The 15369-nt window shown below is 70.7% G+C and carries 17 protein-coding genes and 2 pseudogenes; 6 read left to right on the forward strand and 13 right to left on the reverse strand.

Going from position 1 to position 15369, the window contains the following annotated elements; genetic code table 11:
* Positions 1-113 precede the first annotated feature (113 nt).
* The gene (locus tag CU254_RS15540; protein WP_009077247.1) at positions 114-596 is read right to left on the reverse strand and encodes a hypothetical protein; all 483 of its coding nucleotides are present in this window, start codon (positions 594-596) and stop codon (positions 114-116) included.
* 161 nt (positions 597-757) lie between these two features.
* Between CU254_RS15540 and CU254_RS15545 the strand changes: the two genes are divergently transcribed.
* Positions 758-1249 (forward strand): DoxX family protein, encoded by a 492-nt coding sequence (locus CU254_RS15545; protein ID WP_009077248.1) that lies wholly within the window; start codon positions 758-760, stop codon positions 1247-1249.
* Here CU254_RS15545 and CU254_RS15550 read toward each other — a convergent pair.
* A complete protein-coding gene (locus CU254_RS15550) occupies positions 1160-2296 on the reverse strand; it encodes an 8-amino-7-oxononanoate synthase (protein ID WP_037717231.1) in 1137 nt (378 codons plus the stop codon). The two genes, CU254_RS15545 and CU254_RS15550, sit on opposite strands and share 90 nt — an antisense overlap.
* A 5-nt stretch (positions 2297-2301) precedes the next feature.
* The gene (gene bioB / locus CU254_RS15555) at positions 2302-3360 is read right to left on the reverse strand and encodes a biotin synthase BioB (RefSeq protein WP_009077251.1); all 1059 of its coding nucleotides are present in this window, start codon (positions 3358-3360) and stop codon (positions 2302-2304) included.
* A 48-nt stretch (positions 3361-3408) separates the two neighbouring features.
* On the opposite strand from bioB, the gene CU254_RS15560 reads away from it, so the two are divergent.
* Positions 3409-3951, forward strand: a complete 543-nt coding sequence (locus CU254_RS15560) for a TetR family transcriptional regulator (RefSeq protein WP_009077253.1) — start codon at positions 3409-3411, stop codon at positions 3949-3951.
* On the opposite strand, the gene CU254_RS15565 is transcribed toward CU254_RS15560, so the two are convergent.
* The gene (locus tag CU254_RS15565) at positions 3952-6270 is read right to left on the reverse strand and encodes an APC family permease (RefSeq protein ID WP_199841136.1); all 2319 of its coding nucleotides are present in this window, start codon (positions 6268-6270) and stop codon (positions 3952-3954) included.
* A 248-nt stretch (positions 6271-6518) separates the two neighbouring features.
* Between CU254_RS15565 and CU254_RS15570 the strand changes: the two genes are divergently transcribed.
* The gene (locus CU254_RS15570; RefSeq protein WP_037717238.1) at positions 6519-7454 is read left to right on the forward strand and encodes a bile acid:sodium symporter; all 936 of its coding nucleotides are present in this window, start codon (positions 6519-6521) and stop codon (positions 7452-7454) included.
* On the opposite strand, the gene CU254_RS44630 is transcribed toward CU254_RS15570, so the two are convergent.
* From CU254_RS44630 to CU254_RS15600, 8 genes and pseudogenes are all read right to left on the reverse strand, one after another.
* Positions 7431-8345 carry a class I tRNA ligase family protein gene (locus tag CU254_RS44630; RefSeq protein ID WP_286156957.1) on the reverse strand — a complete coding sequence of 305 codons (915 nt, stop codon included), beginning with the start codon at positions 8343-8345 and terminating at the stop codon, positions 7431-7433. The genes CU254_RS15570 and CU254_RS44630 overlap by 24 nt on opposite strands.
* Positions 8346-8376: 31 nt before the next feature.
* Positions 8377-8532: pseudogene (locus CU254_RS44940) on the reverse strand (methionine--tRNA ligase); the annotation flags it as partial.
* Positions 8517-8678: pseudogene (locus tag CU254_RS44945) on the reverse strand (class I tRNA ligase family protein); the annotation flags it as partial. The pseudogenes CU254_RS44945 and CU254_RS44940, both read right to left, overlap by 16 nt.
* A gap of 131 nt (positions 8679-8809) precedes the next feature.
* Positions 8810-9274 (reverse strand): DinB family protein, encoded by a 465-nt coding sequence (locus tag CU254_RS15580; RefSeq protein WP_037713757.1) that lies wholly within the window; start codon positions 9272-9274, stop codon positions 8810-8812.
* 19 nt (positions 9275-9293) lie between these two features.
* Positions 9294-9890 (reverse strand): bifunctional 2-polyprenyl-6-hydroxyphenol methylase/3-demethylubiquinol 3-O-methyltransferase UbiG, encoded by a 597-nt coding sequence (locus tag CU254_RS15585; protein ID WP_037713759.1) that lies wholly within the window; start codon positions 9888-9890, stop codon positions 9294-9296.
* Positions 9891-10063: 173 nt separating this feature from the next.
* On the reverse strand, positions 10064-10447 hold the full coding sequence (locus tag CU254_RS15590) for a DUF2267 domain-containing protein (protein WP_009077262.1): 384 nt from the start codon (positions 10445-10447) through the stop codon (positions 10064-10066).
* Positions 10448-10551: 104 nt separating this feature from the next.
* Positions 10552-10857 carry an SRPBCC family protein gene (locus tag CU254_RS15595; protein WP_009077264.1) on the reverse strand — a complete coding sequence of 102 codons (306 nt, stop codon included), beginning with the start codon at positions 10855-10857 and terminating at the stop codon, positions 10552-10554.
* A 73-nt stretch (positions 10858-10930) separates the two neighbouring features.
* Positions 10931-11356, reverse strand: a complete 426-nt coding sequence (locus tag CU254_RS15600) for a DUF6292 family protein (RefSeq protein ID WP_234392870.1) — start codon at positions 11354-11356, stop codon at positions 10931-10933.
* A gap of 306 nt (positions 11357-11662) precedes the next feature.
* On the opposite strand from CU254_RS15600, the gene CU254_RS15605 reads away from it, so the two are divergent.
* Both CU254_RS15605 and CU254_RS15610 read left to right on the forward strand, forming a co-directional pair.
* Entirely contained in the window at positions 11663-12274 is a 612-nt protein-coding gene (locus tag CU254_RS15605; RefSeq protein WP_100266798.1) for an HSP18 transcriptional regulator, read from the forward strand.
* Positions 12275-13056: 782 nt separating this feature from the next.
* The gene (locus tag CU254_RS15610) at positions 13057-13428 is read left to right on the forward strand and encodes an STAS domain-containing protein (RefSeq protein WP_050788193.1); all 372 of its coding nucleotides are present in this window, start codon (positions 13057-13059) and stop codon (positions 13426-13428) included.
* A 12-nt stretch (positions 13429-13440) separates the two neighbouring features.
* Here CU254_RS15610 and CU254_RS15615 read toward each other — a convergent pair whose 3' ends face one another.
* The gene (locus CU254_RS15615) at positions 13441-14667 is read right to left on the reverse strand and encodes a PP2C family protein-serine/threonine phosphatase (protein WP_037713766.1); all 1227 of its coding nucleotides are present in this window, start codon (positions 14665-14667) and stop codon (positions 13441-13443) included.
* A 260-nt stretch (positions 14668-14927) separates the two neighbouring features.
* Here CU254_RS15615 and CU254_RS15620 point away from each other — a divergent pair, with 260 nt between their 5' ends.
* The gene (locus CU254_RS15620) at positions 14928-15365 is read left to right on the forward strand and encodes an ATP-binding protein (RefSeq protein WP_009077272.1); all 438 of its coding nucleotides are present in this window, start codon (positions 14928-14930) and stop codon (positions 15363-15365) included.
* Positions 15366-15369: the final 4 nt, after the last annotated feature.

The raw sequence follows: 15369 nt of genomic DNA on the forward strand, positions 1-15369 counted from the left end.
GACGACGGGAGTACTTATATCACTAGCGAAGTTTGGTCTTATTCGGCCGCCCGGTCAAGTTCCCCTGATCAGAGGTACCCCATTGAGGCAGGGCCTACCTGAAGGGGCGTAACTCAGTAGTTGCCTCCGCCGTACCCGCTCGCCGGCGCGGAAGCGGCGGTGGTGATCGCGGCGCCGTCGGAGGTCACCATCCACCACAGTCCGCCGTTGAGGTTCAGGCCCTGGCCGTTGGTCTGCCCGGCGGACTTGTCGCCGAGGTACCGGTACAGCGGGTGCCCGCCGAGCGTTTCCTGCCTGGAGCCGTCCGGCCGGGTGATGGCCCCGACGCTGCCCCGAGCGCCGGTCAGCGGGGTGTCCGCCGCGACCGGAGGCCAGTAGCTCGCGCAGCTCGCGGCGCAGGCGGACTGGCCGTCGTGGTCGGCGGCGAACAGGTAGATCGTGTCGCCCTTGCTGTCGGTCAAATGCGTCGGCGCGGCGGGCGGTGGGGTCGTGGTCCCGCTGCTGTTATTGCCGCCGCCACTGCACGCGGCGGCGACCAGGCCCGCCGCGGCCACCGCGGCGAGCAGTCCGAAAGTTCGCGGGGTTTTGACAGTCATCCCAGCCTCCAGCGGTGCGTGGGTGTTGCCCTTCCCTCGACACGCGGCCGGCGGCGGAACGGTTCAGTCCGGTTTGTCGAGCGTCACAGCGTCTGGACGGGAGGTACTCCGGCACGTACGGTATGGCAAGCCTAACCTTAGTCACTCTCCGAGGAGGACCCATGCCAGAGCGTGTGCTCGACCGGGCCGTCCCGTTCGTGCTCGGCCTGTTCCGCGTCGTCGTCGGCCTGCTCTTCGCGGCCCACGGCGCGGCATCGCTGTTCGGCGTTTTCGGCGGCGGTCCGAAGGGCGCAACCGTCGAGGTCGGCATGTGGCCGTCCTGGTACGCGGCGGTGATCCAGCTCGTCTGCGGCCTGCTGGTCGCCTTCGGCCTGGGCACTCGAATCGCGGCGCTGCTCGCGTCGGGATCGATGGCGTACGCGTATTTCGTCGTCCACCAGCCGGACGGCCTGCTGCCGCTGCAGAACCACGGCGAACCCGCGGCGATGTTCTGCTGGGCTTTCCTGCTGCTGGCCTTCACCGGACCGGGTGCACTGGCGGTGGACGCGCTGTTCCGGAAGGGTTCAGACGATGCTGGCGGCGCGCGCCCAGTGGGCGGCGAGGCGCGCGGCGTCCTGAGCCCGGTGCAGGTCAACCCCGGCGCGGGCGACTAGCCGGAGGCGGGATACGCCGTCCGGGACGCTCGGCGGCCGGAAGCAGCCGACGACGATGTCGCGTTCGTACAGCTGGTTCGCGGCGGCGACGGCTTGGTCCGGGGAGTCCGCGGGGATCGACTGCACCGCACCGGGCGCGCGCGGAACTCCTGCGGCGTCGGCGATCGCGCGAGCGGCTCGGTGCAGTTCCTCGACCCGCGAAGGCTCGGCTGCGATGATCCGGCACGCTTCCGCCGCGCTGGCCGCAGCGGCGGGGGCGAGGCCGGTGTCGAAGATGAACGTCCGCGCGGTGTTGACCAGATGCTCGCGCAGCAGCGGCGACCCCAAGACCGCGCCGCCTTGGGCACCCAGTGCTTTCGAAAGTGTGGCAGTCACCGCGACGTGCGGCGCACCCGCGAGACCGGCCGCGTGCACCGCGCCCCGGCCGTCGCCTGCGACGCCGATGCCGTGTGCCTCGTCGACCACCAGGAAGGCGTCGTACTCCGCGCACAATGCCGCGGTGCGCACCAGATCCGTCGCATCGCCGAGCACTGAATAGATCGATTCGACCACCACGATCGCCCGTTCCTGCGACCGGTCGCGCAGCAGCACCGCGAGCGCGTCCAGGTCGCCGTGCGGGCAGATCGCGACGGGGGAGCGGGACAGCCGGGCGCCGTCGATCAGCGACGCGTGGATGTGCGCGTCGGTGATCAGCAGCGTGTCCGGCGAACCGAGCGCGGTGATGACGCCGATGTTCGCCGTGTAGCCGCTGGAAAACCCGAGCGCGGCCGGTTGTCCGGTGAGGTCGGCGAGTTCGCGTTCCAGCTCCGTGTGACACGGCGTGGTGCCGGTGACGACTCGCGACGCGCCGGCTCCCGCTCCGTACTTTTCGACGGCTTGGACGGCGGCCGCGCGCAGGCGCGGATCGGTGCTGAGGCTCAGGTAATCGTTGGACGCGAGGTCCAATGTGGACGCTCGCGGATGCCGCCGATCGTCGGTCCGCCGGACGAGACCGGCGGCGTGCCGGTCCCGTTCGGCGGCGGTGAGCCAGTCGTGCATCGACACCATGGCGGTCACGCGTTGGGCGCGGCGGCGGTGCCCGCTCCGCGTTCCCGCAGCGCCGGCGTGGTGTGCGCGGCCTGCTGCTGTTCGCCCGCGCCGAGGACCTCGAACCCGGCGTCGGCGATCATCTCCAGGTCGGCCTTCGCGGCCTGGCCCTCGCTGGTCAGGTAGTCGCCGAGGAACAGCGAGTTGACCACGTGCAGCGCGAGCGGCTGCAGCGACCGCAGGTGCATTTCGCGGCCGCCGGCCATCCGGACTTCCGTTGCCGGGCAAGCGAACCGGGCCAGCGCGAGGATGCGCAGCGCGCGCAGCGGGCTCAGCTCCCACGTCCCGGCGAGCGGTGTTCCCTCGAACGGCATCAGGAAGTTGACCGGGATCGAATCGCTGCCGAGGTCGCGCAGCGCGAAGATCGCGTCGATCAGCTCGTCGTCGGTCTCGCCCATGCCGACGATCAGGCCGGAACACGCGGAAAGCCCGGCGGACTTGGCCTTTTCGACGGTGTCGACGCGGTCGTCGTACCCGTGCGTCGTGCAGATCTCGGAGTACCGGGACTCGCTCGTGTTGAGGTTGTGGTTGTAGGCGTCGACCCCGGCCTCGCGCAGCTTCTCGGCCTGGCCGTCCTTGAGCAGCCCGAGGCAGGCGCACACCTCCACGTCGGCATGCGCGGACTTCACCGCCTCGACGGCCTGCGCGACCCGGTCGACGTCGCGGTCGCTCGGCCCGCGCCCGCTCGCGACCAGGCACACCCGCGACGCGCCGCCCTGGATGCCCGCGCCGGCCTGGCGCGCGGTTTCCTCGGCGGACAGCCACGAGTACTTGAGGATCTGCGCGGACGACCCGAGCCGCTGCGAGCAGTACCCGCAGTCCTCGGGGCACAGGCCCGATTTCAGGTTGACGAGGTAGTTGACTTTGACCTTGTTGCCGAAGTGCGCGCGCCGCAGCCGCCCGGCAGCCGCGACCAGGCCGAGCACGTCCTCGTCCGGCGCTTCCAGCACCGCGCGGGCGTCGGTGCGGTCGAGTACGCCGCCGGCCAGCTGCCGGTCGGCCAGGTCGTCGAAGGTTTTGAACACCTATCAAATCCTAGGCGGCCGCTCGGCCGGAAGCAAGCGGCAGGCAGAATGAGCGGGGTGAAGGTGACGCGAGACCAGATCGTCGACCGGGCGTACGAGCTGCTGCGGGAAGCCGGGCTGAGCAGCCTGTCGATGCGGCGGGTGGCCCTCGACCTGGGGGTCCAGCCGGGCGCGCTGTACTACCACGTCGCCAACAAACAGGAGCTGCTCGCCGCCGTCGCCGCGCGGATCCTGAAGGGGCTGCCCGGGGTGGCGAAGGACCCGCGCGAGGCGGCCGAGGACTTCCGTACGGCCCTGCTGCAAGTCCGCGACGGGGCCGAGGTGGTGTCGTTCGTGCAGGCATACCGGCCGGATCTCCTGGTGCCCACGCACGCGCTGCGCCAGCTGTTCACCGGGAAGTACGACGACCGCCGCGCGGAGTGGGCCGCGCGGACGGTCGTCCACTATGTACTCGGGTTCGTCGCGGAGGAACAGAACCACGCGGAACTGGTGCGGGCCGGGATCGTGGAGGAAGACCCGGCGCACAGCGGGGATTCGGACGAGGCGTTCGGGTTCGGCATCGACGCGATCCTCAGTGGACTGTCCGGATGACTATTCGGCGCTGGAGCGGTCTTCCTCCTCTTCTCCGGCGGCTTCGAGGATGTGGCAGACCGGGTCGCGGATGACCAGCGGCGTGCCGTCGGCGACGCGGCCGGCGACGCGCAGTACCTGGCCGGGTTCGAGGTCGGGGTGGGCTTGGCTGAATTCCAGGGCGACCGTCGCGGTGTCGTCGGTGAGCTGCGCGGTGAGAACCGGACCCCGGGTGTCCTCTTCGGACAGAGTGAGTTCCTGGATCCGCCCGTCGACGCAGACGTCAGTGCCGGGACGCAGTTCGGCAAGAGCGCTGGGAGTGAGTTCCTCCTTCTGCGTGCTGCCGATCCGGGTGAGCAGCCGCTCGATCGCCGCGGTGGCGCGTTCTTCGGGCAGATGCGGCATGAGCGTGCGGATCCGGGTCTGCACGTCGTAAGGCACGATGGTCGCCGCGGCCTGCGGGATGCGGCTGACGATGCGGGCGATCCGGTCGGCGGTCCGGTCGTGCAGCAGTCGCCCGAGCAGCGGCGCGTAGCTTCGCCGCGGCAGCAGCACGGTGATGCTGGTCCGCTCCGCGTCCGCGATCGCCTTCTGCACCAGCGTGTACGCGGCGCGGGCGATCCTGCGGTCGGGGACGTCGATCAGCCGCAGGCTCGTTTTCATCCCGAGTTCTTCCCAGCGGGAGCGAAGGCGTTCGGCGGCTTGCGCGTCGATCACGAAGTGCACCGCGGTCACCTTGTCCGGCCGGAGGCTGTTGCCGTATCGCAGTGCTTCGAGCACGGCCAGGTCGATCGTGTTGACCAGCACGAAAACCTGGTGGCGCGCGTACCGCGTCGGGTTGGCGCGGTTGGCGGTGATGCGTTCCAGCACAGCGGCTTCGGCGCGGTACTCGCGGTTGAGTCTGATGAGGACGAACACGAGGATCGGGAACACCACGACCACCAGCCACGCGCCCTCGGTGAACTTGGCGATGGCGAAAATGCCGACGACCACAGTGGACAGAATCCCGGCGGCGAGGTTGACCGAGAGCTTGAACCGCCAGCCCTGCTCGCGCAGGCGCAGATGGTGTTTGGTCATGCCGTATCCGGCCATGGCGAAGCCGGTGAACACGCCGATCGCGTAGAACGGCACCAGTGCGGTCACCGTGCCGCCGGAGAAGAACAGCAGGGCGACGGCGAGCACGGTCAGCACGAGGATGCCGTTGGAGAACACCAGCCGGTGGCCGCGCGTCGTCAGCTGGCGGGGCAGGAAACGATCGCTGGCCACGAAACTGGCGAGGAACGGGAAGCCGTTGAAGCTGGTGTTGGCCCCGGTGTAGAGGATGAGCGCGGTCGCCGCCTGGATCGCGACGAACATCGCCTGCCCGAACCAGCCGTCGCCGAACACCGCACGGGCTTCCTGGGAGACCACGGACGGATAGCCGCTCGCGTACGGCGTCGCGTGCGTGAAGGAGGCGAGCAGCGAGACTCCGCCGACCAGGACGCCGAGGATCACGGCCATCGTGACCAAAACCTTGCGGGCGTTGAGACCGCGCGGGCTGCGGAACGCGGACACCGTGTTGGAGATGGCTTCCACACCGGTCAGCGATGATCCGCCGTTGGCGAAAGCGCGCAACAGCACCAGAACTGTCGCACCGGCGATGAGCCCGTCCCCATGCTGGACCGGCACCGCGCCGGGCAGGTGAGCCGCGTCGTAGGTCGGCAGCCCGACCGTCATCGCCTTGACCAGGCCGACCACGATCATCACCAGCATCAGTGCGGTGAAAAGGTACGTCGGGACCGCGAACGGACGGCCGGCTTCGCGCAGGCCGCGCAGGTTGGCGTAACAGAGCAGGACGACGATCGCGATGGTGATTTCCAGGCTGTACGGCCCGAGCGCGGGGATCGCGGACACGACGGCGACCGTGCCCGCCGAGGTCTGCACGGCGACCGTCACGATGTAGTCGATCAGCAACGCCGCCGCGGCGACCTGCGCGACGCGCGGCCCGAAGTTCTCCCGCGCGACGACGTACGACCCGCCCGCGCGCGTGTAGGCCATCACGACCTGCCGGTACGACGCCGCGACGAGCACCAGGATGACGAGGATCACGCCGGTGATCGGCAGCACCAGGCTGAACGCGGCGAGACCGGCGTAGGGGAGCAGTTCGACCAGGATCTGCTCGGTGCCGTAGGCCGACGACGAGATCGCGTCCGGGGAAAGCACGCCCAGTGCGGTCGCGTTGGAAAGCCGTTCGTGCGTCAATTGCGCGTTAATGAGCGGTTTGCCGAGAAAAAGCCGCTTCACCGCATACCCGAACGCGCCGGGTTCCAGGCGACGCTGGGGTTCTTCCGTGTCTGTCACGGGCTCAGCATGCCCGCGCGCCCCGCCTCGCACGCGCTGGGCGGCGAGATCAATCCCATTCTGAAATGCGTTAAGAAACGGCCTTTTCGCTTGCGTCAGGAGTGCATTAAAACGGAGTGCGGCGGCGTTAGGATTTCGTCAAGACGGTGGCGTTCCTTGCCGGGCTCGCCCGTCGCTACGCTGGTCCGGTACCTGGCCTTTATGGAGGAGCGCGCCCGTTGTCGCAGTCGTCCGGTCTGGTGTCGCGGATGGAGCGGCACCAGGTCGTCATCTACCTCGGCGCGCTCGCCGTCGGCGCACTCGCCGGCTGGCTCGCTCCGGCGGCCGGGCCGGGGCTGGAACCGGCGATCAACCCGGTGCTGGCGGCGCTGCTGTATGTCACCTTCCTGCAGGTGCCTGCCGCCGAACTGGGCCGTTCCCTGCGCGACGGCCGGTTCCTCGGCGCCGCGCTGACGGTGAACTTCGTCGTCGTGCCACTGGTCGTCGCGGCGATGTCCGTCCTCTTCCCGGCCGGGCAGGCGCTGCGGCTGGGCATGCTGCTCGTGCTGCTGGCCCCGTGCGTGGACTACGTGATCGTTTTCAGCGGCTTGGCCGGAGGCAGCAGCCGCCGCCTGCTCGCCGCGACGCCGCTGCTGCTGCTCGCGCAGATGGTCCTGCTGCCCGGATTCCTGTTCCTCTTCCTCGGCGCGGACCTGGCGCAGGTCGTGCGAGCCGGTCCGTTCCTCCAGGCGTTCCTGGTGCTGATCGCGCTCCCGCTGACCCTGGCCTGGCTCACCCAAGCCTGGGCGGCCCGCCGCCCGACCGGCCGCCGGTTCGCCGCCGCGGCCGGGACCGCGATGGTGCCGCTGATGGCGGCGACACTGGCGATCGTAGTGGCGTCGCAAATACCGAAACTCCACAGTGGACTCGGCGCAGTGGCCGGGGCCGTGCCGTTTTATGTGGTTTTCCTGGTGGTGATGGCTTTCGCGGGCCTAGGGGTGGCGCGGCTGTTCCGATTGGACGTTCCGGCTGGGCGGGCGATCGTTTTCACCGGGGCGACGCGGAACTCACTGGTGGTGCTTCCGTTGGCACTGGCGTTGCCTGATGACCTCGCGCTCGCGGCGGTCGTGGTGGTGGCGCAGACGTTGGTGGAGGTGGTCGGCATGGTGGCCTATGTCCGGCTAGTGCCTCGGTTGCTGCCGTAGCCGAGGGTACAGGCGCGCCGGTTCCCCGCGGTCGAGCTGCGCGTGCAGCCGGGCGGCTCGGTCCGGGAGGAACGGGCTGAGTTCCGTGGCCAGTTCCCGGCAAGTGCTTACGACAGTCCCGAGTGCCTGGTCCAGTTCGTCGCCGCGCAACGCCCAGGGTCGGGTCTGTTCGACGTACCGGTTGGCGTCGGCGATCACCTGCACCAAAGCGCCGGTGGCGGAACGGAAGTCGAAATCGGCGAGTGCCGCGTCGATCCGGTCGGCGAGCGAGTGCACTGTCCTTAGTGGACCAGCCGGGACGATCCGTCCGGTGCGCCGGGCGAGGCTGAGCACGCGGTGCACGAGGTTGCCGAGACCGTTGGCGAGTTCGTCGTCGGCGCGGGCGATCAGCCGGTCTTCGGTGAAGTCGGTGTCGCCGAGCGGTGCGACCTCGCGGAGCAGCCACCAGCGGACGGCGTCGGCGCCGTACTGGTCGATTAGGTCCGTCGGACGGACGGTGTTGCCTGCGCTCTTGGAGATCTTCGCGCCGTAGACAGTCAGGTAGTCGTGCACGAAGATGGTGTCCGGCAGGCGCTCGCCCGCGGAGAGCAGCAGCGCGGGCCAATAGACGGCATGGAATCGCAGAATGCCCTTGCCGAGCACGTGCACTCGCTCGGCCGCGTTGGTCCAGCGGGACGCGTTGGCGGTGAGGTCGGACAGGAGTGCGCGAAACCCAGCACCTCGCGGAGGTGGGCGGCGAGTTCGATCCGGAGGCGGCCGGGATCCAACAGGGCCTGGATTTCGCTGGCGTAGCGAGAAATTCGGAATAACCAGTTCTGTTCGGTGACGACCTCGAACGGGACTTCGTGTTCCAGACAGCGTTGTCGTCCGTGTAGAACTGCTCGCAGCCAAGGCAGTACCGGCCGGTGTAGTCGCGCAGGTAGCAGTCGCCGCGTCGGGCGCAGGCTTGCCATAACCGGCGGACGCCTTCGAGGTGAAGGCGATCGGTGCTGGTTCTCGGGAAATCGTCGACGGCGAGCCCGAGCGGTTCCTGCAGCGCGGCGAATCGCGCGGCACGGTGATTCACCAACTCCTGCACGGGAACGCCTTCCGCCTCGTCGCAGTGACGTTCTTGAGTGCGTTGTCGTCGGTGCCCGTAAGCAGATGGACATCCGTGCCGCGCGATCGCCGGTGCCGGGCTAGAACATCGGCTTGCACGAGTCCTAGCGCGTGTCCGGGATGTGGTTCTGTATTTGATGGCGTCGGCTCCGCCGTCGCGTTCGGGTCGAGTCACCGCACGAGGACTGCCCCAGAGCGGCGTGCGGCGTTCATGTCTTCCATAGTGACCGGGCACGCAGCTTCGGGGCCACTGGTTTTCAGCGGCCGGTGCTGCCGTCGATCAGCTCGCGCAGAATGTCGGCGTGTCCGGCGTGCCGTCCGGTTTCCTCGATCAGGTGCGTCAGCGCCCAGCGCACACTCGGCCCGTCGCGGCCCGGCAGCGGGGCGGCGAGATCGGGGCAGTCGTCGAGGAGTTCGTTGGCGAGCTTGACCGCTTCCCGGTAGCGGGCAACGACCTCGGCGACGCTGTCCCTGGTATGGAACGTCGCGGGCCAGTTCTTCACGGTCTCCCCGAGTAACAGCGATCGCTCCACAAAAGTCAGATGGTTGAGCAGACCGAGCAGGTTGGTCCCGGACGGCACCGCGGCGGCGTGGGCTTCCGTTTCCGGCGCACCGTCGACCTTCGCGGCGACTGAGGTGCGGAGATAGTCGAGAAATCCGCGCAGGACTTCGGTTTCGCTGCTTCCGGTGCGAGGCGGCGGAGTGTCGCGACGGCGAGCCACAGTGGTCTCCTTGACGGGTTCAGACAGCGCGGCGGATCAGCAGGACGTGGTCGACGACCTCGGCGGTCTGCCCGCCTGGGCCGGTCGCAAGCCGGGTGGGGGAGTCCGCGCGCTCGACGGTCCACTGGGCCGGGTCGAGGGCGAGGTCGGCGGCGATCTCCGCCGGACTGGGGAAATGCAGGTCCGGGTCCTGGTTCCACGACCACGGCGCGATCGAGCCGTGGTCCACGACCAGCAATCGGCCGCCTGGGCGCAGGGCGTACGCGGCGGTGCGCAGGACCGTCGTCCGGTCCAGTTCGAAGGGGGTTTGCAGGTAGTGCGCGGTCACCAGGTCGAATTCCCCGGCCGGGAAGCTGACCCGCAGGTCGTGCCGCACGGCGGTGAGCCGCGGGCCGGAGAGGCGGTTGACCGCGACGGCCGAGATGTCGGTGGCGGTCACGGTCCAGCCGCGGCTCGCGAGCCAGCGGGCGTCGCCGCCGTTGCCGCAGCCCAGGTCCAGCGCGTCGCCGGGCGGCAGGGCGGAGACAATCTCCACGAGCCGGGCGTTCGGCCGCGGGTCGGCGGGCGGCCGGGCGGCGTGGACTTCCTCCCAGAACAGGGTCGCGTCGGTGGTCATCGGTCGGCTCCTCGGGTCGGATGCGTCCAGCGTCGCCGGAGCCGGGCCCGAAGCGCACGCGATCTTGCCGGAACGGCAATCCCGCCTGCTGGGCAAGATCGTTTCGCCGGTACTGTCGGCTGCGAGCCGGGACGCGGCTGATCTCGGCGGACGGGATCCGTCGATTGACCGGGTTACCCGCTGTGGCACCGAGGCGGGGTTTCCCTCGACCACGTGCACGGCTGCCGCGAGCCGCCCAGCAGGACCAGGACGTCCGGGCTCACCCCCGCGCGCACCCGGGAGGCCAGCTCCGGCGACGTCTGTCCGAGTGCCGAGTAGACCGCGCGGACCAGGCACCTCGCCGCGTGCGGGGAACGCCTGGTGCGCAACGAGATCTCCATCAGGAGGGCCTCGCGGTCGCACGTGCGGCCGCGGCTCGGCACGACGATGCCCAGCCGGGTTTGCTCGGCCAGAGGAAGGCATCGCAGCAGGCTGTCGACGACGCAGTCGACCGCGAGCCGGTTCCGTTCCGTGCGGGGTGGGCGAGGCCCGGGCAGAATTTCCTTCCGCACCACCATGGACCATCAACTCCTGGGCGCAGAGTATCCGATCCGGCGCGCGCGGTGACGTTACGGTTCCGTGCGGCGGAAAACGAACCGCGGAGAGTCCACTGTGGACGGGTTCAGCCGGGCGAGCCGGACAAAACGGCGAGCCGGTCGAGCGACTCGCGGATCCGCGCGGGCAGGTCGCCGCCGCCCTGGCCGGCCGGAACCGACAGGTGCAGCGTCGCGTGGCTCGTGCCCGCCGCGCCGGACGCGACTTGGAGCCAGCCGCCGTCCCATTCGAGCCGGAGCCGGTCGCGGCTCCCGGCCGGGGGCGGGTCGACTGGCTCCGGCAGCCATTCGCTGAGGTGCGCGGCATCGGACGCGACGGCGTAGACGTGCTCCGCGGGCGCGGGCATCCTCCGCTGCGCTTCGAATTCGCTCATGATCTCGGCTACCCGGTCCGCGACGAGGCGAAACCGCCGGTCTACAATGGACGGTCACGGACGGTGTCCGGTGTTACACCACTTCGGCCAGGATGGCGTCGAGGTCCGCCGGGGTGCCCAGCGTGCGGAGTTCCGGCGGCGCGAGACAGCCGATCCGGTGGTCGTCGTCGCGCACCGCGGCCGCGAACTCGGCGACGCGGGACGCGGGCGGGGCGACCGAAGGCCCGCCCTGGTAGCGGATGACGATGAGGTCCTCGCCGGAATGCGTTTCCACGGCGGCGGCCCAGCCGTGGATCTCGTCCCACAGCAACGCGACGTCGCGGCCGGGGTAGGCGGGCAGGTGGCCGTCGAGCGCGACGTAGGCCGACACCGGGGTGTCGTGGTCGACGGTGCAGGACTCGAGGCCGATGCCCAGGGCGCCGGTGACGTCGGCGAGGTAGTTCCACAGGCGCACCAGTGCGGGGTGCGACGGCCTGGTCTGGGCGGTGTGCAGCGGCAAGGACACGGGGACAACGCCTTTCTCGCGCGAAGGACTGGCACGGAGCCGGGGTGGCCTGCTCCGCGCCACGGGCCGCATCCGGCGGCGCGGCGGGGTTCTCCGGCTAGCGGCCGGAAGCCGCCCTGGCGGGCGGTCCGGACCTGATTCCCGGTGAAGGGGCACGGGAAACCTGCGGAGCGCGGCGAATCGGGCCGCGGGATCGGCAGGTCATCGGGATTCACCTCCGCCGCTCGACAGGGACGCTCTCTTTCTTCTAGCATGTCATCGAAACGATGACAACTGCCAAGTCGTCGAGAGGATGACGCTATGGCGGAGCTGGACCCCGGCCTGCTGGTCCAAGGCGTCCGCGAGGCGGTGCTGGCCGCCCGGGACGGCGGTGCGCCGGCCGATCGGTCGCTGGCCGCGCTGTCCGCGCTGCGGGCGCTGCGCGAGCAGCTCGGCGAATGGGAACCGGAACTGATCGCGGCCGCGCGCGCGGCGGGCGCGAGCTGGGCCGCGCTGGCCCCGGCGCTGGGCGTGGCGAGCAGGCAGGCGGCCGAACGCCGGTACCTGCGGCTGCGGCCCTCGGCCACCGGGGAGACCACCGGCGAGGCCCGCGTCGACGCGGAACGCGGCCGCCGCGCGGGAGACCGGGCGGTCGCGGACTGGGCCCGGCGCAACGCGGCGGTGCTGCGACGGCTGGCCGCCGAAGCCAGCGCCGCGCCCGACCTGGACCCCGCCGGACAGGAAAGCGCCGACCGGCTCGGCGTGGCGCTGGGAGACGACGATGTCGCGAACCTGCTGCCGCCGTTGGCAGACGTGCGCGTCCACCTGGAGTCCCGGCACGCCGCGCTGGCGGACCGGCTCGGGGAGATCGGCGAGCACACGGACCGGCTGCGCCAGGACGCGGCCGGACAGCGGCGCGGCCGTGCCCGCTGAGCGGGAGGGTGTGTTCCGGCTGGTTCGCGGTGTGCGGGCTGGCCGGGTGAGGTCGGCGGGTTGTGCTGGGGTGCGGCCGGGCGATGGTGCGGTCGTGTGCGTTGTGCGGGCGGGTGTGCGCGGCGAGTCGGCGAGCGCACGGACCGGCTGCGTCAGGACGCGGCCGGGCGGTGGTGCGGTCATGCCCGTTGAGCGGGAGGCTCTGCGCGGCAAGTCGAAGCGGCGCGGGTCGGCGAGCGCACGGACCGGCTGCGTCAGGACGCGGCCGGGCAGCGGTGCAGCAGTGCCCACTGAACGGGACGGTGCGCTCCGGCAGCGCGAGGTGCGCGTTAGCCAGGGCGGAGCGGCGAACGCGCCAGACCGGGCGCGGTCACCACGGCGCTGGCCGAACCGCGGGGCAGCCGCCGGTCGGCTCAGGTCGTCGAATACATCCGCTGCACCTGCGAAAACGCGGCAGGGGAGCAGCAAAACCGTCCGCCCCAGGTCGTACCGGACGCTCGGCGCGGCCGCTTCAAAGAGCGACCAGCCGCTCACCCGCCCCGCCCCGTCCGCCCTAGCCTGGCCGCACCGGGACCGCCACGGGAGCGGCGACAGTGAGCCGAACGTCTCTTCCCGGGCGCCCCCGCGCTGCCGCCTTTCCGCCGATCCGAGATCATTTCTCCCGGCGGCATTCGGTGCGAGCCGCCGCCGTAAGGCATGCTATTCGCGCGGTTGAGCAGCCAGCCGCGTCCTTTTCCTGCCCGGACGCAGGCGTTCCGGGCTTCCTGAGGAGGGAAAGAGCGATGAGTGAGCTGACCGACCCGGTGATCGACCCGCCGGGTTCGCTGTCGATCGAACGGGCCGACCGCTCGCCCGCGGCGGTGCTGGCCCTGAACGGGGACCTGGACCTCGGGACCGCCCCGAAATTGACGGCCGCGGTCGCCGAAACCGTCACCGGGAAACCTCCGGTGCTGGTCCTGGACCTGGCAGGGGTCGATTTCCTCGCCTCGGCGGGGCTGACCGTGCTGCTGGCCGCGTGCCGGGAAGCGCCCGAGGGGACCGAGGTGCGGATCGTGGCGTCCGGCCGCGCGACCTTGCGGCCCATCCAGCTCACCGGGCTGGAGCAGAGCCTCCCGCTGTACCCCACGCTGGAAGAAGCGCTGGCCGCGAAGTAACCGCGGAGCGGATCAGCGCGTTCCCGCCCCCGCAGTGCGTTGCAGCACCACCAGCGCGACGTCGTCCTGCGGGGGCCGGGACCCCACCATCGCGGCCATGATCCGGGCGCAGGCCCGTTCCGGGTCCTCCGGGCGGAGCAGTTCGGCGAGCTGGTCCATGCCGGTGTCGACGAGCCGGTCCCGGCGCTCGACGAGACCGTCGGTGTAGAACGCGGCGACGCTTCCCGGCGGCAGTTCCACCGTGGTCGTGCGCCGTTCGACGGTGGCTCCGACGGTCAGGCCGACCGGCGGGTCCGGCGGGGCCTGCACGAGTTCGGCCGGTTTGCCCGGCGCGGCCACCACCGGCGGCAGGTGCCCGGCGAGCGACAGCGCCATGCTCTCGTGCCCGGGCCGCAACACGCCGTACGCGACCGTCGCCATCACTCCGTGTTCGAAGTGGTTCGCTTTGCGGTCGAGTTTGGCGAGGACTTCGGCGGGATCGTCGCAGTCGAGCGCGTACGCCCGCAGCGCGCTGCGCAGCCGGCCCATGATGACGGCGGCTTCGAGGCCGTGCCCGGACACGTCGCCCATCACGATGCCGGTCTGATCGCCGGGAAGCCGGAAAACGTCGTACCAGTCGCCGCCGAGCCCGGCCTCCGCGCCCGGAACGTAGCGCGCGGCCAGGCGCAGGCCGTCGATGACCGGCAGGACCCCGGGCAGCAGGCTGCGCTGCAGCGCGATGGTCGCGGCCTGGTTCTGGTGCATGATCTCCGCTTGCAGCACGGCGGCCAGCCGGTCGGCGAGCAGCCGCAGGGTTTCGATGTCGGTGGTGGTGAACCGGCGGTCCCGCACGGCTCCGATGTGCAGCACGCCGACCAGTTCGGTGCCGGCCAGCATCGGGACGCCGAGCATCGTGTGCAGGCCCCGTTCGGCCAGCAGCGCGTTGAGCACCGTGGTCCGGTCGACCTGCTCGATGACGACCGGCTCCCGGCGCGCGGCGACGGCTCCGGCGAACCCCGCGCCGACCGGGACCTGGACTCCCTGGTAGACCTCCTCCTCGAGCCCGGCGGCGGCGATGGCGACGAGGCGCTGCCACCGGGAATCGTGCCGCAGCACGGTCGCGGTGTCGACGTCGAGAACGGTGCAGGCCCGGGCGAGAATCTTCGCGAGGTTGTCGCCGAGGTCGGCGTTGCTCGCCCCGGCGCCGAGGATGTCGGCGAGGCGAGTGCGAGATTCGGGCTCCGGCGCGTGAGACGGCATGCAGCGACAGTAACCGAACCGCTGCCGGGGTCCAGAGATACGCAGTGTTAGGTGTGAAGTCGGCCCTGTCCGGGTACGCCCGTTCGGGCACCGGCGAAGTCGAGAACGAGAAAGGGACTTCCCCACGTGAGGTCACACGGCTGCGGCGAGGGGCGACGAAGCGCGGCAGCGTTTTCCGGCAGGAATCGTTCTCCGCATCGCGTCGCGGCTTCGGCGGGAGAGGGGTCTTGTTGTTTTGGCCAACCGAAAAGGGGGCGGCGGTGACCGGCCCGGGCTCCGGGGCGGGCGATGCGCCCTGGGTGCTGGACCTGGAGGGCACCGGGGTTTCCGCGCTGCCCCGGGTGCGCGCCTGGGCGGGCAGGTCCCTGGGCCATCTGTCCCCGGACCACCTCGCGGACGTCCTGATGGTCGTCGAGGAACTCGCGTCGAACGCCTACGAGCACACCTCCGGCCCGTCCTGTGCGCGGCTGACCGTGCTTTCCCGGCCGTGTGTCGTGGTGATCGAGGTGGACGACCCCGAGCCCGCCCGCCCGCAGGTCCGCCCGCCGGACTTCGAGCGCGCACGCGGCCGGGGCATGCTGCTCGTCGAGCGGCTCGCCGACGACTGGGGAGTGCACGAGCATTCCGGCGGCAAGACGGTCTGGGCCCGGCTCGGCTGCGGGGTGCCGGCGCGGGAGGCGTGCGAGCCCTCCCGCTGACCCG

The organism is Amycolatopsis sp. AA4, assembly GCF_002796545.1.
In the GTDB taxonomy this organism is placed as follows: domain Bacteria; phylum Actinomycetota; class Actinomycetes; order Mycobacteriales; family Pseudonocardiaceae; genus Amycolatopsis.

Excerpts from the sequence above, each read along its gene's own strand:
- CU254_RS15585 (WP_037713759.1), bottom strand. The coding sequence starts at position 9,890 with ATGACCACCGACGCGACCCTGTTCTGGGAGGAAGTCCACGCCGCCCGG.
- CU254_RS15605 (WP_100266798.1), top strand. The coding sequence starts at position 11,663 with ATGGCGGAGCTGGACCCCGGCCTGCTGGTCCAAGGCGTCCGCGAGGCG.
- CU254_RS15560 (WP_009077253.1), top strand. The coding sequence starts at position 3,409 with ATGAGCGGGGTGAAGGTGACGCGAGACCAGATCGTCGACCGGGCGTAC.
- CU254_RS15540 (WP_009077247.1), bottom strand. The coding sequence starts at position 596 with ATGACTGTCAAAACCCCGCGAACTTTCGGACTGCTCGCCGCGGTGGCC.
- CU254_RS15615 (WP_037713766.1), bottom strand. The coding sequence starts at position 14,667 with ATGCCGTCTCACGCGCCGGAGCCCGAATCTCGCACTCGCCTCGCCGAC.
- CU254_RS15590 (WP_009077262.1), bottom strand. The coding sequence starts at position 10,447 with ATGGTGGTGCGGAAGGAAATTCTGCCCGGGCCTCGCCCACCCCGCACG.
- CU254_RS15570 (WP_037717238.1), top strand. The coding sequence starts at position 6,519 with ATGGAGCGGCACCAGGTCGTCATCTACCTCGGCGCGCTCGCCGTCGGC.
- CU254_RS15550 (WP_037717231.1), bottom strand. The coding sequence starts at position 2,296 with ATGGTGTCGATGCACGACTGGCTCACCGCCGCCGAACGGGACCGGCAC.
- CU254_RS15610 (WP_050788193.1), top strand. The coding sequence starts at position 13,057 with ATGAGTGAGCTGACCGACCCGGTGATCGACCCGCCGGGTTCGCTGTCG.
- CU254_RS15595 (WP_009077264.1), bottom strand. The coding sequence starts at position 10,857 with ATGAGCGAATTCGAAGCGCAGCGGAGGATGCCCGCGCCCGCGGAGCAC.
- CU254_RS15545 (WP_009077248.1), top strand. The coding sequence starts at position 758 with ATGCCAGAGCGTGTGCTCGACCGGGCCGTCCCGTTCGTGCTCGGCCTG.